This window comes from Parabacteroides sp. Marseille-P3160, from assembly GCF_900162725.1.
Classification (GTDB): Bacteria; Bacteroidota; Bacteroidia; order Bacteroidales; family Tannerellaceae; genus Marseille-P3160.
In genome coordinates this window covers 2,826,435-2,840,718 of the sequence record NZ_LT799418.1, presented here as the reverse complement: position 1 = coordinate 2,840,718, position 14,284 = coordinate 2,826,435, and the positions used below count along the sequence as shown (strand labels likewise).

Here is a 14,284-nt window from a genome sequence, read left to right as displayed (position 1 = left end):
TGTCAATTACCGTACTCAACTAAAGCTCGCTTACTCCGTCAGGTTTCAGATGTGTAAGCAATCTATCAAGAATCCAGTACATCAAGTGCCTCCTCGGCGGGTTTAAAAAATAAGCGAAATCAGTAATAAGATGTTCAGAACCGTTACTCCGGAAGCAATCAGATAAAGCAAAGTCTTCGTAAAAGGCGTGTTCGCATATTTACCCATAACTTTCTTAGATGAGGTAAGATGCACCTGCAGGAAGACAGTAATCGGCAGTTGAATACTCAGGATTGCCTGTGAAATAATCAATCCTTTAAACGGATTGCCAATCAGAAATATAATAATTAGTGCGATTCCAAAAGAAATCAGCACCCCTATCTTTGAATGGATATCCCCTATATTATAAGGTTCGTCGAACATTCCCGCAAAGATGGAGCCGGCAGCTATCCCGGATGTCATCGTCGAAGAGATGCCGGAAAAGAGCAAAGCAACGGCAAAAATAATGACTGCATTTTCCCCCAATAGTGGCTGAAGCAAAGAATGTGCCTGCGACAGATCATCCACGACAATCCCCTGGCGGAAGAAGGTGGCGGCTGCCAATAGGATCATTGCACTATTGATCGCCCATCCTATCAGCATCGAAAAGAAAGTATCAAAAAACTCGTATTTCAACTGCTTTTCCATTACTTTCTCGTCTTTCAAGTGCCATTGCCGGCTCTGGATTATTTCAGAGTGGAGAAACAGGTTATGAGGCATAACTACAGCACCCAATACACTCATGATAATGAGCATACTACCTTCAGGAACAGAAGGTTTCACCCACGACTCCATCGCTAAGGGCCAATCGATGTCGACCAGAAAAAGTTCGTAGATAAAGGATAATCCGATGATTGACACGAACGCAATCACATAACGCTCTACTTTCTTATATGTATTCGAGAACATAAGAACAAAGACGAAGATGGCCGTCAGAATAGCTCCGATCTTGATTGGAACGTCAAAAAGCATATTCAAGGCGATTGCACCTCCTAATATTTCCGCCAATGAGGTGGAAATGGATGCGCCGATAGCTGACCAGAGAATAAAGCGGGAAGCTGTATACGGAAGATACTTATTCGCCGCTTCCGACAGGCATAAACCCGTTACAATCCCCAGATGGGCTACGTTATGCTGGAGGATAATCAACATAATCGTCGACAGGGTTACGATCCAAAGCAAGGCATATCCGAATTCCGACCCGGCGGCAAAATTGGAGGCCCAGTTACCCGGGTCGATAAAGCCGACCGTTACTAATAATCCCGGCCCGATATAACGCAATAATTCAATTGCCTTAGACTTCTGGCCAAGATGAATCGTCTGGTATTCTTTCCGTAATTGTTTAAAAATGTTCTTCATTTTTCTTTCCCCCAAAGCCGTCAAAATCACTCCCCGCGGCTAAGCGCCTATAACTATAGCTGTTTTCTTCCCTTTCTCCACTCTTTTTCGCAAGAGGAAAGCAGTAAGTCGCTCTTTTCCATGGGAATAATAATGACAATGAATAAAACAAAAAAGAATGCGTCAAAAGTTTGTATTTGAATTTTACTTTTTCATACCTTTTGACGCACCCTCTTGGCTAGTGGTGACCCCGACAGGATTCAAACCTGTAACCTTCTGATCCGTAGTCAGATGCTCTATTCAGTTGAGCCACGGGGCCGGAAGATGTTTAGTGACCGCGACAGGATTCAAACCTGTAACCTTCTGATCCGTAGTCAGATGCTCTATTCAGTTGAGCCACGCAGCCTTCTTATCTCTTCTTAGCGTGTGCAAAGTTAGTAGATTCTTTTTTATTCACAAAAAATCCGTTTCTTTTTTCCTAAATATCGATTTAATATTTTCACTTTACCAAGGCGTATGCGGATGTGTGCTTCGAGCGGGTATTCTTGATCAGCCTTTCCCCGCTTAATTCTTTCAAGTCTTTTTGTGCCGTATAACGGGTGCAGTGATTCAAACCCATACATTCGGAGGTAATTATCGTATCCTCTCCCGAAAGATATGAAAGAATGTTTTTCTTGCGCTCCTCCGCCGGCAGATTGGTCTCTCTTTTACTCTTGGGTATGCGCTTTAGATGCATATGACGTATCTTGCTTCTCAATTCTGCCGAACATCGGAATTTGACGGTTTTTACATAGATCTCTTTATTCTCTTCCTGATCCTGCTCTGTTTGCTTCACCGGGCGAGTCCCTAAGGCAACTGAAAACAATCCCAATCCTTCCAATTCTATTTTTCTCCCCTGAAGCAACAGTAGGGACATTGTTTCCTGAAAGGCTTTTAACATGCCGCCGACATCGGCTGAACTAAACGAACTGATCTCGGATATCAACATGGACAATTCATTGATTCTGACTACTTCTCCATAAGGAACCAACCGGGCGTGATATTCTTGCCTGGGGGAACCGTTCTCCGGCTTCGGAGTTTTAAAAACATCATATTCTGCACTCATAACTTTAAGGTATTAAATTGGTTATTATTCATGGGTACTGCCTTTAGCGTACCTGTATACTGCGTTTTTCTTTTTCCACCCAATTCAGCCAGGTGTTTGACGGTAATCGAACACGTGTTCTACAGCTGTCAAACAGGTGTTTCACAGCCGTAAAACACGTGTTCTATAGCCATCAAACACTCAATTATCAATACACAAAGATACAATAGGGTAGGGCGTGTTTGTTCAAAGGCAGGCCTCTTTTTTTCGAAAGGCTCGAATTATTTAAGAGAAATAGTAAAACGAAATCTATATTTGGGTAGGGCAGGCTTTTATTTTAAAAATATAATTGTATCTTTGCACCGCATTCAGAAAAAGGAGAATGACATTCGGGGTGTAGCGCAGTCCGGTTAGCGCACCTGCTTTGGGAGCAGGGGGTCCCAAGTTCGAATCTTGGTACCCCGACAGAAAAAGTCCTAATTATTAGGTATTTAAAAGTGAAGTGATCTGCTATTATAATAGTATCAAGTCACTTTTTTTATTTAAAATGAGCAGATTCGAACGGTTTTAGAACGTTTTTTGCTGTTTTTTTGTAAAGATATTCTAAAGATGATATTTTCCCTTAATGTATTCCGCAGGCGCCATAAACCTACATCATCATTATGGCAATATTTAAAGCAGTAGTATTAAGCTCAACAAACCAATTACGGCAAGACGGTATGGCGAATATTAAAATTCGAATATACCACAACAATTCGACACAATATATATCAACCCCTCATTATATATCCAAAATTCAGATATCACCCCGGATGTTTTCTTCTGCCATATTTTCTATTTTAATGGTGAATAAAAAATAATTGTCGTGGTAAAAATAGGCGACTGGTTTATATAATATACTGATTTTAAACCTACTGGCGATGTATTACATCACATGTCATCCTGTGTCATCACCAAGAGGGAAGCATGGAAGCGCAGAAAGAACTGGAAAGAGAAAAACGGCATGGACAAACCTTGCGGTATGCCGAAAATTGGATTACGCGCAAATGCCAATAAAAAAGAAAAAAAACGATTCTATGCATCATCGTTTCGGCTTCACATGCTAAGTCCCAAGACACTCATCAATATGAATGGGGTTCAGGAGCATTTTTTACGGGGAAAAATTACAGTGGAGCGCCCATAATTTTTCTCTAAAACCCGGAGGGCCTGAACGTGGATGAAACACCATTCATATTATCTTTCCAAGAGGGACTTGACTTATGAAGCGGTCTATGAGATGATTTTGAAGTTTTGATAAGTATTATTTTATTTTTCAACTTTTCACAACGAATTATTCAGATATGAAAACATTTAAGGATCGTATTGAACAACAGATAAATGTGATTAAGAGTGGAAAAATGTTTACTTTTAAGAACCCTAAGCCAAATAGCAAAGTATTTTTAGGCCAAATAGCAAAATAAAATTCAGCCAAATAGCAAAGTTTAATTATCTATCTATCGTCAAATGAAGTAAGTTTGATAACTTTGTATCTAAATAAATCGTAAATATGGCAAAGGTTTATAAGAAGCGTCTTGCAGATAAGATACTAACTGTCTAAACTTTATATATTTGCATCAAAGATTATATAAGGGGAATTAAGAATAAAAGATATATTACAAAGCAATTAGGCATAATGGCATCTGCGTTAAGTCAGAATATCGCAGGGCGTGTAAGCCTTGACAAATTAGAGGATATTGCAAAAATATTAGGCGTACCGGTTTGTGATTTATTCCCAGAGGATAATAATTCCATCACTTGCCCTAACTGTGGTAAAAGATTGGTTATGGAAAATTTCCACATCCCACAAGATTACGAAAATATCAGAGGAAAAGAATATTATAAATAACGCCATGGAAACGAATGAACCTAAAATTATCACAAATGCCGGTATAGCTATATTAGCTCCTTATTTACCTCGTCTTTTTTCTTTGCTGTCGCTTATAGAGAAAAATGAGTTTAAAGGCGATAATGCCCGCATAAAAGCTGTATTCCTCTTGCATTATGCTGTTTGGGGAAAAGAAGAAGCGAGTGACTCAGAACTATTGATAAATAAACTATTAGTGGGGATTGGAATTAACGATCCTATATCTAAAACAATGGAAATCTGCGATTCAGAAAAAGAGACTGTCATATCGATGCTAAACGCAGTATTACAAGGTTGGGAAAAACTGAGAAACTCATCTATCACGAGTTTACGCGAATCCTTTTTAAGGAGGAATGGAAGCCTTGAAGAAATAGAAAACTCATTTAGGCTTATAGTGGAAAAAAAAGCATACGATATGCTTATCAATAGCGTTCCGTGGAATTTGGAAATAATAAAAATGCCTTGGATGAAAAAGCCTATTATGGTACAGTGGCGATAGAAATTGAGCGAATAACCGATAGTGATTTCACAAAGTGGCTTTGAGGGTAGGGGGCAAGTTCGAATCTTGGTATCCCTACAAAGCTTTAAAAGCTGATTAATAGCTTAAAACAACGCTTGGCGAGTCGATACTTATTGTGTCGGATCGCTTTTTTTATGTCAATATGGCGCTATTTATATCGATAAGAATCACTGCCCCGGGGAATTTTTCCGTCTCAGGTCCTTTCCTTCGTAGGCACAGATGGCCTTCACCCATTCATCCGTCAGGGGCTTGGATTCATGTTTGATCAGGTCGTAGGCCACCATAATGGAACGACAGCAACACTTCACTTCCCCCGTCTTGGAATCGACGACGCGTTGGGCCAACTCGAAACTCTTTGTCCCGATACTTACGACAGCCGTTTCTACGGATACATGATCCGTGCTGAATATCTGAGACATGAAATCCACAACAATATGAACCACAACGATTCCGTCTTTTTCCCAATCGACATTGGGGCAGACGGATTCGAAATATTCCGTTTTCCCTAAATCATAAAATGAAAAGTAAACTTCATTGTTTACATGGCCGAATTTATCAACATCGTTAAATCGTATCTGAAGGGGTAAGGTATGTTTAAATGCTATTTCCTCCATTTTATATTTCTTAAAATTTCTGCAAAAATACGCTATTCTTACTTATTTTACTCCGTCTTCCATTCGATAATTCTTAAAAGCTCTTTAATTGTTTCTATCGATGCACCGTTTGAAATCAAAACCCGGGCTTCGATTGTTTATTTCTTGAAGAGAGATTCTAATGAACAGGAAACAAGTATTTTTATTTATAATATTAATCGCCACGAGTTTCTCGTGTGCATATAGCCAAAAAGAAATGAAACAGGACAACGGATATAACCCGCTGACTCCCGAAGAGGAGTATGTGATCGTACATAAAGGGACGGAACGGCCCTTTACCGGCGAATATGTAAAGAACACACGCGAAGGCGTCTATGTATGCAAACGCTGTGAGGCGCCGCTTTACCGTTCCTCCGACCAGTTTGATGCACATTGCGGATGGCCTTCCTTTGACGACGAGATCGAGGGCGCGGTCAAGCGGATCCCGGATGCCGACGGACTGCGTACCGAAATTGTTTGCGCCAAGTGCGGCGCCCATCTGGGGCATGTCTTTCTTGGGGAAGGATTTACACCCAAGAATACCCGCCATTGCGTAAACTCGATCTCCATGAAGTTTATTCCGTCGGTCAACAAAACTTTGAAGAAGGCCTATATGGCTTGCGGTTGCTTCTGGGGAGCCGAATATTATTTTATGAAAGCTGCCGGCGTAAAACATACTGCTGTCGGGTTCATGGGCGGGCATGTCGAGCATCCGACTTATGAACAGGTCTGCCGGAAAAATACCGGACATCTGGAAACGACCGAAATAGAATATGACAGCACACGGATTTCCTATGAAGACTTAGTCAAGTTGTTTTTCGAAATCCATGACTTTACGCAGGCAGATGGACAAGGCCCCGACATCGGCCCCCAATATCTTTCCTGCCTCTTTTATGCCAATCCGGAAGAAAAGGCAATCGCCGAAAAATATATCGGGATCCTGGAATCGAAAGGCTACCGCGTAGCTACGATGTTGAAGCCGGTTTCCACCTTTTGGAAGGCGGAGAACTATCATCAGCAATACTACGAGCACAAAGGGGACCGTCCCTATTGCCATCGTTACCGGAAAATATTCGACTGATCGCTGAATCCGGGCCTACGGGATATTGTTTTCATTCCAGAAATTTACATTTTATGGTAAACTTCCTCAAATGGGATCCTAAACCGTTCGCCCCAGATTCCTTCGTCTCCTTTTCGTATTCCGCACGGAATAACCATGTTCACTTCGGCGCCATAAGGTAGCTTAAGTAGTTTTTTTACTTGTTTGCTGTCAAACCCTTCCAGCGGACAGGTATCATACCCTTCATTCGCCATCGCTATCATGAATGTCTGAGCTGCGAGCCCGCACGTTTTATGAACGACAACACGTATGTCTCCTTCTGAAACCTGGCGTACAATCGGGTGGAAAATACCGATAATGCTCACTATTAATTTTCTAAAAAGTCCTAAAATGCCGAAAAAACGTGCATAAAGAAACGGAATCAACTTCCCGTAATACAATTTCCTGTCTTTGATACGTTTTTCCTGTCGCTCCTTAGGGCTGTTCCGTTGAATGTTTCCTTCTTCAAATTCGAAAATAGCTTTCGCCCGTTTTCTATATAAATCCCGACGTGTGACGAAGACAACCAACTGTGAAGCTGTTGAAACAGCTGTTTGATCAAGGCACGCTGTTGCCATCTTATTCAAAAGTTCAGGGGTTGTAATATGATAAAACTCCCACAATTGCATATTCGAACTATTAGGCGCTAATGTCGCCAATTCAATGCAATGCCTGACTTTATCAGTATCTATTTGTTTTTCCTTATCATAGACCCGTACCGAACGGCGGTAATTCAAGATTTCCTCTAAATTCATATTTAATAGATTTTATAAAGTTATTTTTTTTGTGATCATTAACGTCACAGCGGCTTGGCTGTGACTGACACCAAAAATACAAAAAAAACGTCAACCAACAACGTTTACTGGATGAGCATGTTATACTATTGAGGCCTGGCCGGAAGACGGCCATCGTCATTTATTCGCTGAAGATGCAGGAAGGGCAGGTGCATGGTAAATTTGGCCACAGCCTTTGCGTAATCCAAAATCTTGTTTTATCTTTGCAGCCGTTATGCGAAAGTAGCTCAGTTGGTAGAGCATAACCTTGCCAAGGTTAGGGTCGCGGGTTCGAGTCCCGTCTTTCGCTCATATTCTGAAAGACATCAGAGAGAAGAATGGAGATAACACCTTTCAAATTAATAGTTTGGAAGGTGTTTTTTTAAATACCGATCCCAACGAATAGACAAATATACAGTCACGAAGACAGAAAAAAGTGCCTAAATCGGTACCTGTTTTCAAAAATCCGAAATAGGTGATGATTCGCAACTTAAACCGTTAATTTATATTGTTATCCGATCCTTTTTCCTACGATCACCAGGCTTCGTTCGCAGTCATCGAGACGGGCAATATCGGGGAGCAGCCCCCAGTCTTTAAATCCGAAATGATAAAAGAGTTGCAAGCTGGGAATGTTGTGCTGAAAGATAAAGCCCAGTAATGTTTTGATTCCGAACCGGGGAGCCTGGTTGATGCAATACTGCAAAACCTGTTTGCCAAAGCCTTTGCCCCGTTGTTCCGGTGCCAAATAGATGCTGACTTCCACTGTGGCGTCGTAGGCCTGACGCCCATAAAAAGATTGCAGGCTGCACCAGCCTACCATTTCTCCGGAAGCATTTTCCACAACCCATAAAGGCCGCTTCCGTGGATCATGGTCGGCAAACCACTTTTCCCGGTCGGCCACGGACACCGGCCGCAGATCGGCTGTAACCATACGCGAAGCAACGGTAGAATTATAGATATCTACAATTCCAGGCAAATCTTCGCGCTTTGCATCACGATAATTCAACTCAGGCATACCAATATCATTTATAACGGGAACAAATGTAAGAAAAGAGGATAAAAAGCGACCTTATGCCCAAGGAAAATTTCCTATAGCAACGATCGAAAATCAAAAAGTAATAGTAGTTCTCCTATGTAAATGTTTGTAAAAGATTAATTATATTTATTTTACATAATTTTATTGGAATATTATTGCTTATTTGCATGAATTATATTAAGAACTTTTTTGATCTTTGTGAGGGATAATAACATAATAAATATGAAAAAGATTTTATTTCTGGCGATATGTATTATTTACGGCTTAAAGATGGAAGCACAAAGTGCATCTGAGTCTTATACTGATTCGATCACAGATAATTTTGTGAAACAATTGAATCTTTTTCCTCAAGAAAAACTTTATCTTCAAATTGATAAACCCAACTATATTTCGGGAGAAAAAATCTGGTTCAGAGCTCATCTGGTCGATGCCTTATTGAACAAACAGGCCAATGCGAGCAGATATGTATATGCCGAACTGATAAATCCATTGGATTCGGTAATCAGCAGGGTTAAGATACGCCCCGACAGTTTAGGCTTGTTCCATGGCTATATCCCGATAGAAGAGGATGTGCCGGAAGGAATCTATACGATACGTTCCTACACCTTGTTCATGAAAAATTTAGGAGAAGACTATTTTTTCAGAAAACAAATCCTTATCACGGATCCGCTTTCCCTCAAATTCAATATGGACACGAAATTTGCTTTTGAAGGCGACGAGCATGTAACCCTCACATTAAAATTTACAGATAAAAGCAATAACTCTTTTGAACCTGGGAATGTGGAATTGCTAATGGGAATGAAGACGGCATCCCTGAAGTTTGGCAAGGATACGATTGCAAGATATTCGTTCAAGATGCCGGAGAAGGAGGGCAGTCGGATTTTGAAGATCAGCCTGCGGTATAACGGGAAGATATATAATAAATATATTTATGTGCCTTTTCCGAAAGATGATTATAATGTGTCGTTTTTCGCCGAAGGAGGAAACTTATTGGAAGGGGTTAGCAATGCCCTTACCTTCAAAGCAATCGGTTCGGACGGATTATCAGACAGCGTGACTGTGGCCATTGTGGATGACCAAGGGGAGGAGATTGTCCATTGTAAAACGACATATCAGGGTATGGGAAGTTTCCACTTGATACCGATGCCCGGCAAAAAATATTTTGCGGAATGCACAAATAGCGAAAACAGGATCAAACGCTTTGAACTTCCCCCTGCAGTAACGAATCATTGTGGGTTAAAAGTGAGCCGGGCCCAAAATAGTATTTATGTGGCGGTCAACAAATCGGCGGATTATACTAAAAAAGAGGATCTATATCTACTGGTACATACCCGCGGGGCTGTGTTATATAACAAAAAATGGGATTCATCAAAAGAATATATAATTTTCGAGAAGGATTTTTTTCCTTCCGGAATAGGTCATTTTGTCCTTTACGATTCAAATAAAAATGTAATCAGTGAACGTTTGATTTTCAATTATTATGAAAATGACATGGCCCGGACAGACTTTTCTACCGATCAGGAGAATTATGCCGCGAGACAGCATGTTCTATCTTCCATAAAGATTGCGGACGTCACTCAAGCGCCTCTTTCCGGGAATTTTTCTATTTCCGTTACGGATGACAAAGATGTGAAAATCGACGTTCGTAATACGATTATAACAGACTTGTTACTCACGTCGGAACTGAAGGGATATATAGAAAATCCTTCCTATTACTTTGGCCTGAATGTGCATTCGGCAATGTATGCCTTGGATTTATTGATGACCACCCAAGGTTGGTGCCGTTATCCCATACCTGAAGTAATGCAGGGAAAAATGGCCAGACCTTCTCTGCCCTTGGAGAGCAGCCAGACGATCAGGGGAAAGGTCGACGGTATCTTTCGGTCAATAAAAGACGGTTATGTTTCTGTTTTGGCGATGGAGGATAGTTCGGTAAACGCTCACGTTGTCCAGACCGACCAGAAAGGACTGTTTGAGTTAAAAGACATCGAATATCCGGACGGCACCCGTTTTGTTGTTCAGGCAAAGACGAATAAAGACAGAGGCAATGTATTTCTTGAATTAGATAAAACCGATCCCTATCCGCCGGTATCGCAAAGCATTCCCGTCGATTATAATTCCATCAATACTCCTTCAGCAGAATATATAGCCAAGGCTGATGAAAAATATCTTACTGAAAACGGGATCAGGGTGCACAACCTTGCCGAAGTTGAAGTTACGGCCAAACGTAATCCGGAGACCGAATCCAAATACTATTCCCCGGTTTCCTCGGGCCGGATAATCACCGCAAATGATATAGATAAAAGGCATATACATGATATGCGGTCTTTGTTGATGCAAATATCCGGGCTTATGGTCATCAATGACGGATTATCCGTCCGGGGACAAGGAGCTCCCTTGATTGTGATTGATGACGTGCCTTATGAAGGCTATGATATTTTTTCAATGGAAGTGAGCGATATCAGCGATCTTTTCCTTATCAAGGACGCTTCCGCAGGAGTGATGTTCGGTTCGCAGGCAACCAATGGCGCCCTTGTCATATCGACTAAACGGGGATTGGGAATTTATACGAAGAGCGTCAATAAAAATATCAATGACTATCGGCCCTTAGGATATCAAAAACCTATCGAATTTTATTCTCCCAAGTATGATGTAGAACCGGAGAATCCGACGCCTGATCTTCGAACAACAATCTATTGGAAGCCGGACGTAAAAGTTCCGGTAAACGGAGAAATTATGTTGGATTTCTATGCGGCTGATAGTCCGACTTCTTATTCCGTCGTCATAGAAGGAGTCTCAGACTATGGACATATCATCCACAAGGTAGCTAAAATAGAAAGGGATAAGGTAGAGTGATGTTCCGGCAAAGTTTCGTCCGTTTCTAAGAAAACATAAAAGATGTTGTTTTTAAACCTTTTTAAAAGAATATAGTCTAACATTCGTCACAAAAAACAAGAAGTGCGGATGAAAGACCTTTTTTTCTTTTTGTTATTGCTTATACCCATACCCATTTTCTCTCAAACCAATATTGAGTTTCTTGGACAGAGTCGGTATTCCATAAGAGGTATTGTGATCGACTCGGTTAACCGTGAGCCGGTAGAGATGGCTGTCGCCGGTCTATATACTATTGATAATAAATTAATAAAAGCAGTCGCTACGAACGAATCGGGCGTTTTTACATTTAATGACCTTGCTTTATCCCGATATAATCTGGCCGTTTCATTTCTGGGTTATGATACGGCTCGCGTCGCTATTCCCCCGGCGAGTCTGAAAAAGCAGACGGGAAAGCCGTTGGTGGCGGATACAATTTATTTAAAGGCGGCCGATATCATGCTTTCGGAAGTGACCATAACGATAGAACCTCCGGAACTTGTTGTCAAAGAGGATACGCTGGAGTATAATGCAGCCGCCTTTAAAGTGGCGGAAGGTGCAGTCGTGGAAGATCTTATCAAGATGTTGCCGGGAATGGAGGTCGATACGGACGGAAATATAAAGAAACCGGATGGAAAACAAGTTCGCCGCGTCTATGTGGACGGGAAAGAATTTTTCGGCGATGATCCCAAAATGGCGACGAAAAACCTGACTGCAGATATAGTGGACAAGGTACAGGTAATCGAAAAAAAGTCGGATATGGCCATTTTGACCGGTATCGACGACGGGGAAGAAGAAACCATCATCAACATTACGATAAAGAAAGGGATGAAGAAGGGTTGGATGGGAAACGTGACATCCGGATTGGGAGCATTGACCAGGGAGAACAAAGATAATGATCTGCGGTATACGGAAAGCGCGATGCTAAACCGGTTCCTGGAAAACGACCAGATTTCATTTATCGCCAATGCAAATAACATTAATAACCAAGGTTCGACCGACCGGGGGAACAATATACGTTCGGGGCGTAGCCGAAGCGGCCGGAGCGGTATTACCAGTTCCAATACGTTCGGAATAAATACGGCAAAGATTGTCAATGATAAAATGAAGTTCGGAGGAAATGTCATGTATGATTACAGCGATAGCTATGCCGAAAACGACCAGTTCCGCCAGAACCTATTGAAAGATAGCGTTTCGTATCGTAAAAGTTTATCGACCGATCGCGATTATAGCAACAATTTTTCCTTTGACGGGAAGTTGGAATACCAAATGGATTCTTCCACTCAAGTCGTGTTCAGTCCTTCTTTGTCTTATAATTATTCCAAATCCCGTTCCTCTTCTTTTCAGGTTACGATGGCTGGCGATGCGGATTCATCAAAAGTAAACGAGAGTAACTCGGAGGATTGGATGAATACAAATGGTTTTAATACACGGTTGCGCCTGGATGTTTCCCGTAAACTCTCGGCCAAAGGACGCAGAATCAGCTTGGGGGCTAACTATAGCCTTAATAAAAGTTCGGGGTCGGGGATGAATGCCTCGGAAAATATATTCTACCGTTCGCCCGACAGGAATGAAGACAGAGACCAAAAGCTGGAATCAAATCAAGACCGGTTCTCCTATAATCTGAGCCTGAGCTATGTGGAACCGGTATGGAATAATAATTTCCTTGACTTTTCATACAGTATAGATGTCAATAACACGGAAAATAGGCGGAAAACATTGGATTATGAAGAAGAAACAGAAGACTATACCTATATAGACCCCGATTATAATAAAAGTTCGAATACTAAAACGATCAACCAGAACTTTCGGACGAATTTCCGGTCTATCCGTCCGAAATATTCCTATAATATCGGACTACGGATAGCTCCTGCCCGTACCAGCAGCAAGAGTTTTGTCAAAGATTGGTATGCTTCGGGAAATGATTCAATTGTGAATGAACTGCCCGGACGGACGGCGACCAATTACGCCCCTCAATTGAATTTTACTTATCGCTTCAGCAATTCGCGTGAGTTAAGGCAAAACCTGCGTTTCCGTTATAACGGCAGTACCAGCCAACCGTCCGTCTCGCAGCTCGATCCGACAACCAACAATACGAATCCTCTGCATATACGCAACGGTAACCCTGATTTGCTTCCTGCTTTCAATCACAATATCTCTTTGGATTATGATTTCAACAACAGGGAAACATATAAAGTATTTACCGTCAATCTCAGCCATCAGTTTACACAGAATCAGATAATCAACTATACGACTTATGAGGAAAATACGGGAATCCAATATACCAAGCCCATCAATGAAAACGGAACATGGAGCAGTAATGCCACTATTAATTACTCCAAACCTTTTGATGCAAAAAAAAGGGTTCGGTTCAGTTCGCGTTCGAATTTAGGCTATAACAACAGGATTGGTTACACCACGATAGAGAAGCAGACGGAGAGGAATATTTCGAAAACGCTCAATGCCGCCCAGGATTTAAATTTGAGTTATTCGAATGATTTTTTTTACGGACAAATAAGGGGGCGCGTCCGGTATTCCAAAACATCCAACGAGGTGATTGTAAACCAGCAGGGTACGGAGTCATTCAATTATACGTTTACCTATAATACCAATTTGCAGTTGCCATACAGCTTCGCTATCGCTTCGGACATAAATTATACGGCCAACCGGGGATTGTCGTCGGGTTACAATCTAAACGAGACCATCTGGAACGCCCAGGTCAGCAAGCAATTCCTCAAACAAAACCGGGGTTCCCTCCGTTTGCAGATCAACGATATCCTACAACAACGGTTAAGCATCAGAAGAAATATTACCGCCGATTATATCGAAGACGTGAGGAATAATGCCATGACCGGCTATTTTATGGTTTCCTTTTCTTATAGATTCAATAATATAAGAGGTCCACAAAGAAACCGGTCCAGGGAGGTCGGGGATACGGACTTTGAGGATAACGGTAACACCGAAAATAGGGATAACAGAAGGTCCGGTAATAGAGGCCAATTCTAAAGAA

At 41.6% G+C, this 14,284-nt stretch carries 11 protein-coding genes and 4 tRNA genes; 8 read left to right on the top strand and 7 right to left on the bottom strand.

Annotation, left to right across the window (positions count from 1 at the left end; translation table 11 throughout):
• Positions 1-102: 102 nt before the first annotated feature.
• From BQ8014_RS11335 to BQ8014_RS11320, 4 genes are all read right to left on the bottom strand, one after another.
• Positions 103-1,377 (bottom strand): Nramp family divalent metal transporter, encoded by a 1,275-nt coding sequence (locus tag BQ8014_RS11335; protein ID WP_080904436.1) that lies wholly within the window; start codon positions 1,375-1,377, stop codon positions 103-105.
• A gap of 221 nt (positions 1,378-1,598) precedes the next feature.
• Positions 1,599-1,675 (bottom strand) — tRNA-Arg (locus tag BQ8014_RS11330).
• 13 nt (positions 1,676-1,688) lie between these two features.
• A tRNA-Arg gene (locus BQ8014_RS11325) sits at positions 1,689-1,762 on the bottom strand.
• A gap of 93 nt (positions 1,763-1,855) precedes the next feature.
• Complete coding sequence (locus BQ8014_RS11320) at positions 1,856-2,461, bottom strand: HU family DNA-binding protein (RefSeq protein WP_080904435.1); 606 nt, start codon at positions 2,459-2,461, stop codon at positions 1,856-1,858.
• Between the two features lie 369 nt (positions 2,462-2,830).
• Here BQ8014_RS11320 and BQ8014_RS11315 point away from each other — a divergent pair.
• The 4 genes from BQ8014_RS11315 to BQ8014_RS11305 all read left to right on the top strand — a co-directional run bounded on the left by BQ8014_RS11315 (position 2,831) and on the right by BQ8014_RS11305 (position 4,842).
• A tRNA-Pro gene (locus BQ8014_RS11315) sits at positions 2,831-2,905 on the top strand.
• A gap of 197 nt (positions 2,906-3,102) precedes the next feature.
• Positions 3,103-3,300 carry an Arm DNA-binding domain-containing protein gene (locus BQ8014_RS19875; protein WP_139785119.1) on the top strand — a complete coding sequence of 66 codons (198 nt, stop codon included), beginning with the start codon at positions 3,103-3,105 and terminating at the stop codon, positions 3,298-3,300.
• An 812-nt stretch (positions 3,301-4,112) separates the two neighbouring features.
• Positions 4,113-4,325 carry an XRE family transcriptional regulator gene (locus tag BQ8014_RS19205; protein ID WP_139785118.1) on the top strand — a complete coding sequence of 71 codons (213 nt, stop codon included), beginning with the start codon at positions 4,113-4,115 and terminating at the stop codon, positions 4,323-4,325.
• A 4-nt stretch (positions 4,326-4,329) separates the two neighbouring features.
• Complete coding sequence (locus BQ8014_RS11305; protein WP_139785117.1) at positions 4,330-4,842, top strand: contractile injection system tape measure protein; 513 nt, start codon at positions 4,330-4,332, stop codon at positions 4,840-4,842.
• A gap of 188 nt (positions 4,843-5,030) precedes the next feature.
• On the opposite strand, the gene BQ8014_RS11300 is transcribed toward BQ8014_RS11305, so the two are convergent.
• Positions 5,031-5,477: an acyl-CoA thioesterase gene (locus BQ8014_RS11300; RefSeq protein ID WP_080904432.1), complete on the bottom strand. Its 447-nt coding sequence runs from the start codon at positions 5,475-5,477 to the stop codon at positions 5,031-5,033.
• 235 nt (positions 5,478-5,712) lie between these two features.
• Between BQ8014_RS11300 and BQ8014_RS11295 the strand changes: the two genes are divergently transcribed.
• Complete coding sequence (locus BQ8014_RS11295; RefSeq protein ID WP_234998032.1) at positions 5,713-6,576, top strand: bifunctional methionine sulfoxide reductase B/A protein; 864 nt, start codon at positions 5,713-5,715, stop codon at positions 6,574-6,576.
• Positions 6,577-6,620: 44 nt separating this feature from the next.
• Here the strand turns inward: BQ8014_RS11295 and BQ8014_RS11290 are convergent, their stop codons facing one another.
• A complete protein-coding gene (locus BQ8014_RS11290; protein ID WP_080904430.1) occupies positions 6,621-7,349 on the bottom strand; it encodes a nitroreductase family protein in 729 nt (242 codons plus the stop codon).
• Positions 7,350-7,604: 255 nt separating this feature from the next.
• Between BQ8014_RS11290 and BQ8014_RS11285 the strand changes: the two genes are divergently transcribed.
• Positions 7,605-7,677: transfer RNA gene (locus BQ8014_RS11285), tRNA-Gly, on the top strand.
• Positions 7,678-7,878: 201 nt separating this feature from the next.
• Here the strand turns inward: BQ8014_RS11285 and BQ8014_RS11280 are convergent.
• Complete coding sequence (locus BQ8014_RS11280) at positions 7,879-8,382, bottom strand: GNAT family N-acetyltransferase (protein ID WP_087880507.1); 504 nt, start codon at positions 8,380-8,382, stop codon at positions 7,879-7,881.
• Between the two features lie 243 nt (positions 8,383-8,625).
• Between BQ8014_RS11280 and BQ8014_RS11275 the strand changes: the two genes are divergently transcribed.
• Both BQ8014_RS11275 and BQ8014_RS11270 read left to right on the top strand, forming a co-directional pair.
• Complete coding sequence (locus BQ8014_RS11275) at positions 8,626-11,259, top strand: TonB-dependent receptor plug domain-containing protein (protein WP_080904429.1); 2,634 nt, start codon at positions 8,626-8,628, stop codon at positions 11,257-11,259.
• Between the two features lie 108 nt (positions 11,260-11,367).
• On the top strand, positions 11,368-14,280 hold the full coding sequence (locus BQ8014_RS11270; RefSeq protein WP_080904428.1) for an outer membrane beta-barrel protein: 2,913 nt from the start codon (positions 11,368-11,370) through the stop codon (positions 14,278-14,280).
• The last annotated feature ends 4 nt before the right edge of the window (positions 14,281-14,284 follow it).

What these genes read in the sequence shown, in the direction of transcription:
- BQ8014_RS11335 (WP_080904436.1), bottom strand. Translation starts at nt 1,377, where the DNA reads ATGAAGAACATTTTTAAACAATTACGGAAAGAATACCAGACGATTCAT.
- BQ8014_RS19205 (WP_139785118.1), top strand. Translation starts at nt 4,113, where the DNA reads ATGGCATCTGCGTTAAGTCAGAATATCGCAGGGCGTGTAAGCCTTGAC.
- BQ8014_RS11270 (WP_080904428.1), top strand. Translation starts at nt 11,368, where the DNA reads ATGAAAGACCTTTTTTTCTTTTTGTTATTGCTTATACCCATACCCATT.
- BQ8014_RS11305 (WP_139785117.1), top strand. Translation starts at nt 4,330, where the DNA reads ATGGAAACGAATGAACCTAAAATTATCACAAATGCCGGTATAGCTATA.
- BQ8014_RS11290 (WP_080904430.1), bottom strand. Translation starts at nt 7,349, where the DNA reads ATGAATTTAGAGGAAATCTTGAATTACCGCCGTTCGGTACGGGTCTAT.
- BQ8014_RS11295 (WP_234998032.1), top strand. Translation starts at nt 5,713, where the DNA reads ATGAAACAGGACAACGGATATAACCCGCTGACTCCCGAAGAGGAGTAT.
- BQ8014_RS11275 (WP_080904429.1), top strand. Translation starts at nt 8,626, where the DNA reads ATGAAAAAGATTTTATTTCTGGCGATATGTATTATTTACGGCTTAAAG.
- BQ8014_RS11300 (WP_080904432.1), bottom strand. Translation starts at nt 5,477, where the DNA reads ATGGAGGAAATAGCATTTAAACATACCTTACCCCTTCAGATACGATTT.
- BQ8014_RS11320 (WP_080904435.1), bottom strand. Translation starts at nt 2,461, where the DNA reads ATGAGTGCAGAATATGATGTTTTTAAAACTCCGAAGCCGGAGAACGGT.
- BQ8014_RS11280 (WP_087880507.1), bottom strand. Translation starts at nt 8,382, where the DNA reads ATGCCTGAGTTGAATTATCGTGATGCAAAGCGCGAAGATTTGCCTGGA.
- BQ8014_RS19875 (WP_139785119.1), top strand. Translation starts at nt 3,103, where the DNA reads ATGGCAATATTTAAAGCAGTAGTATTAAGCTCAACAAACCAATTACGG.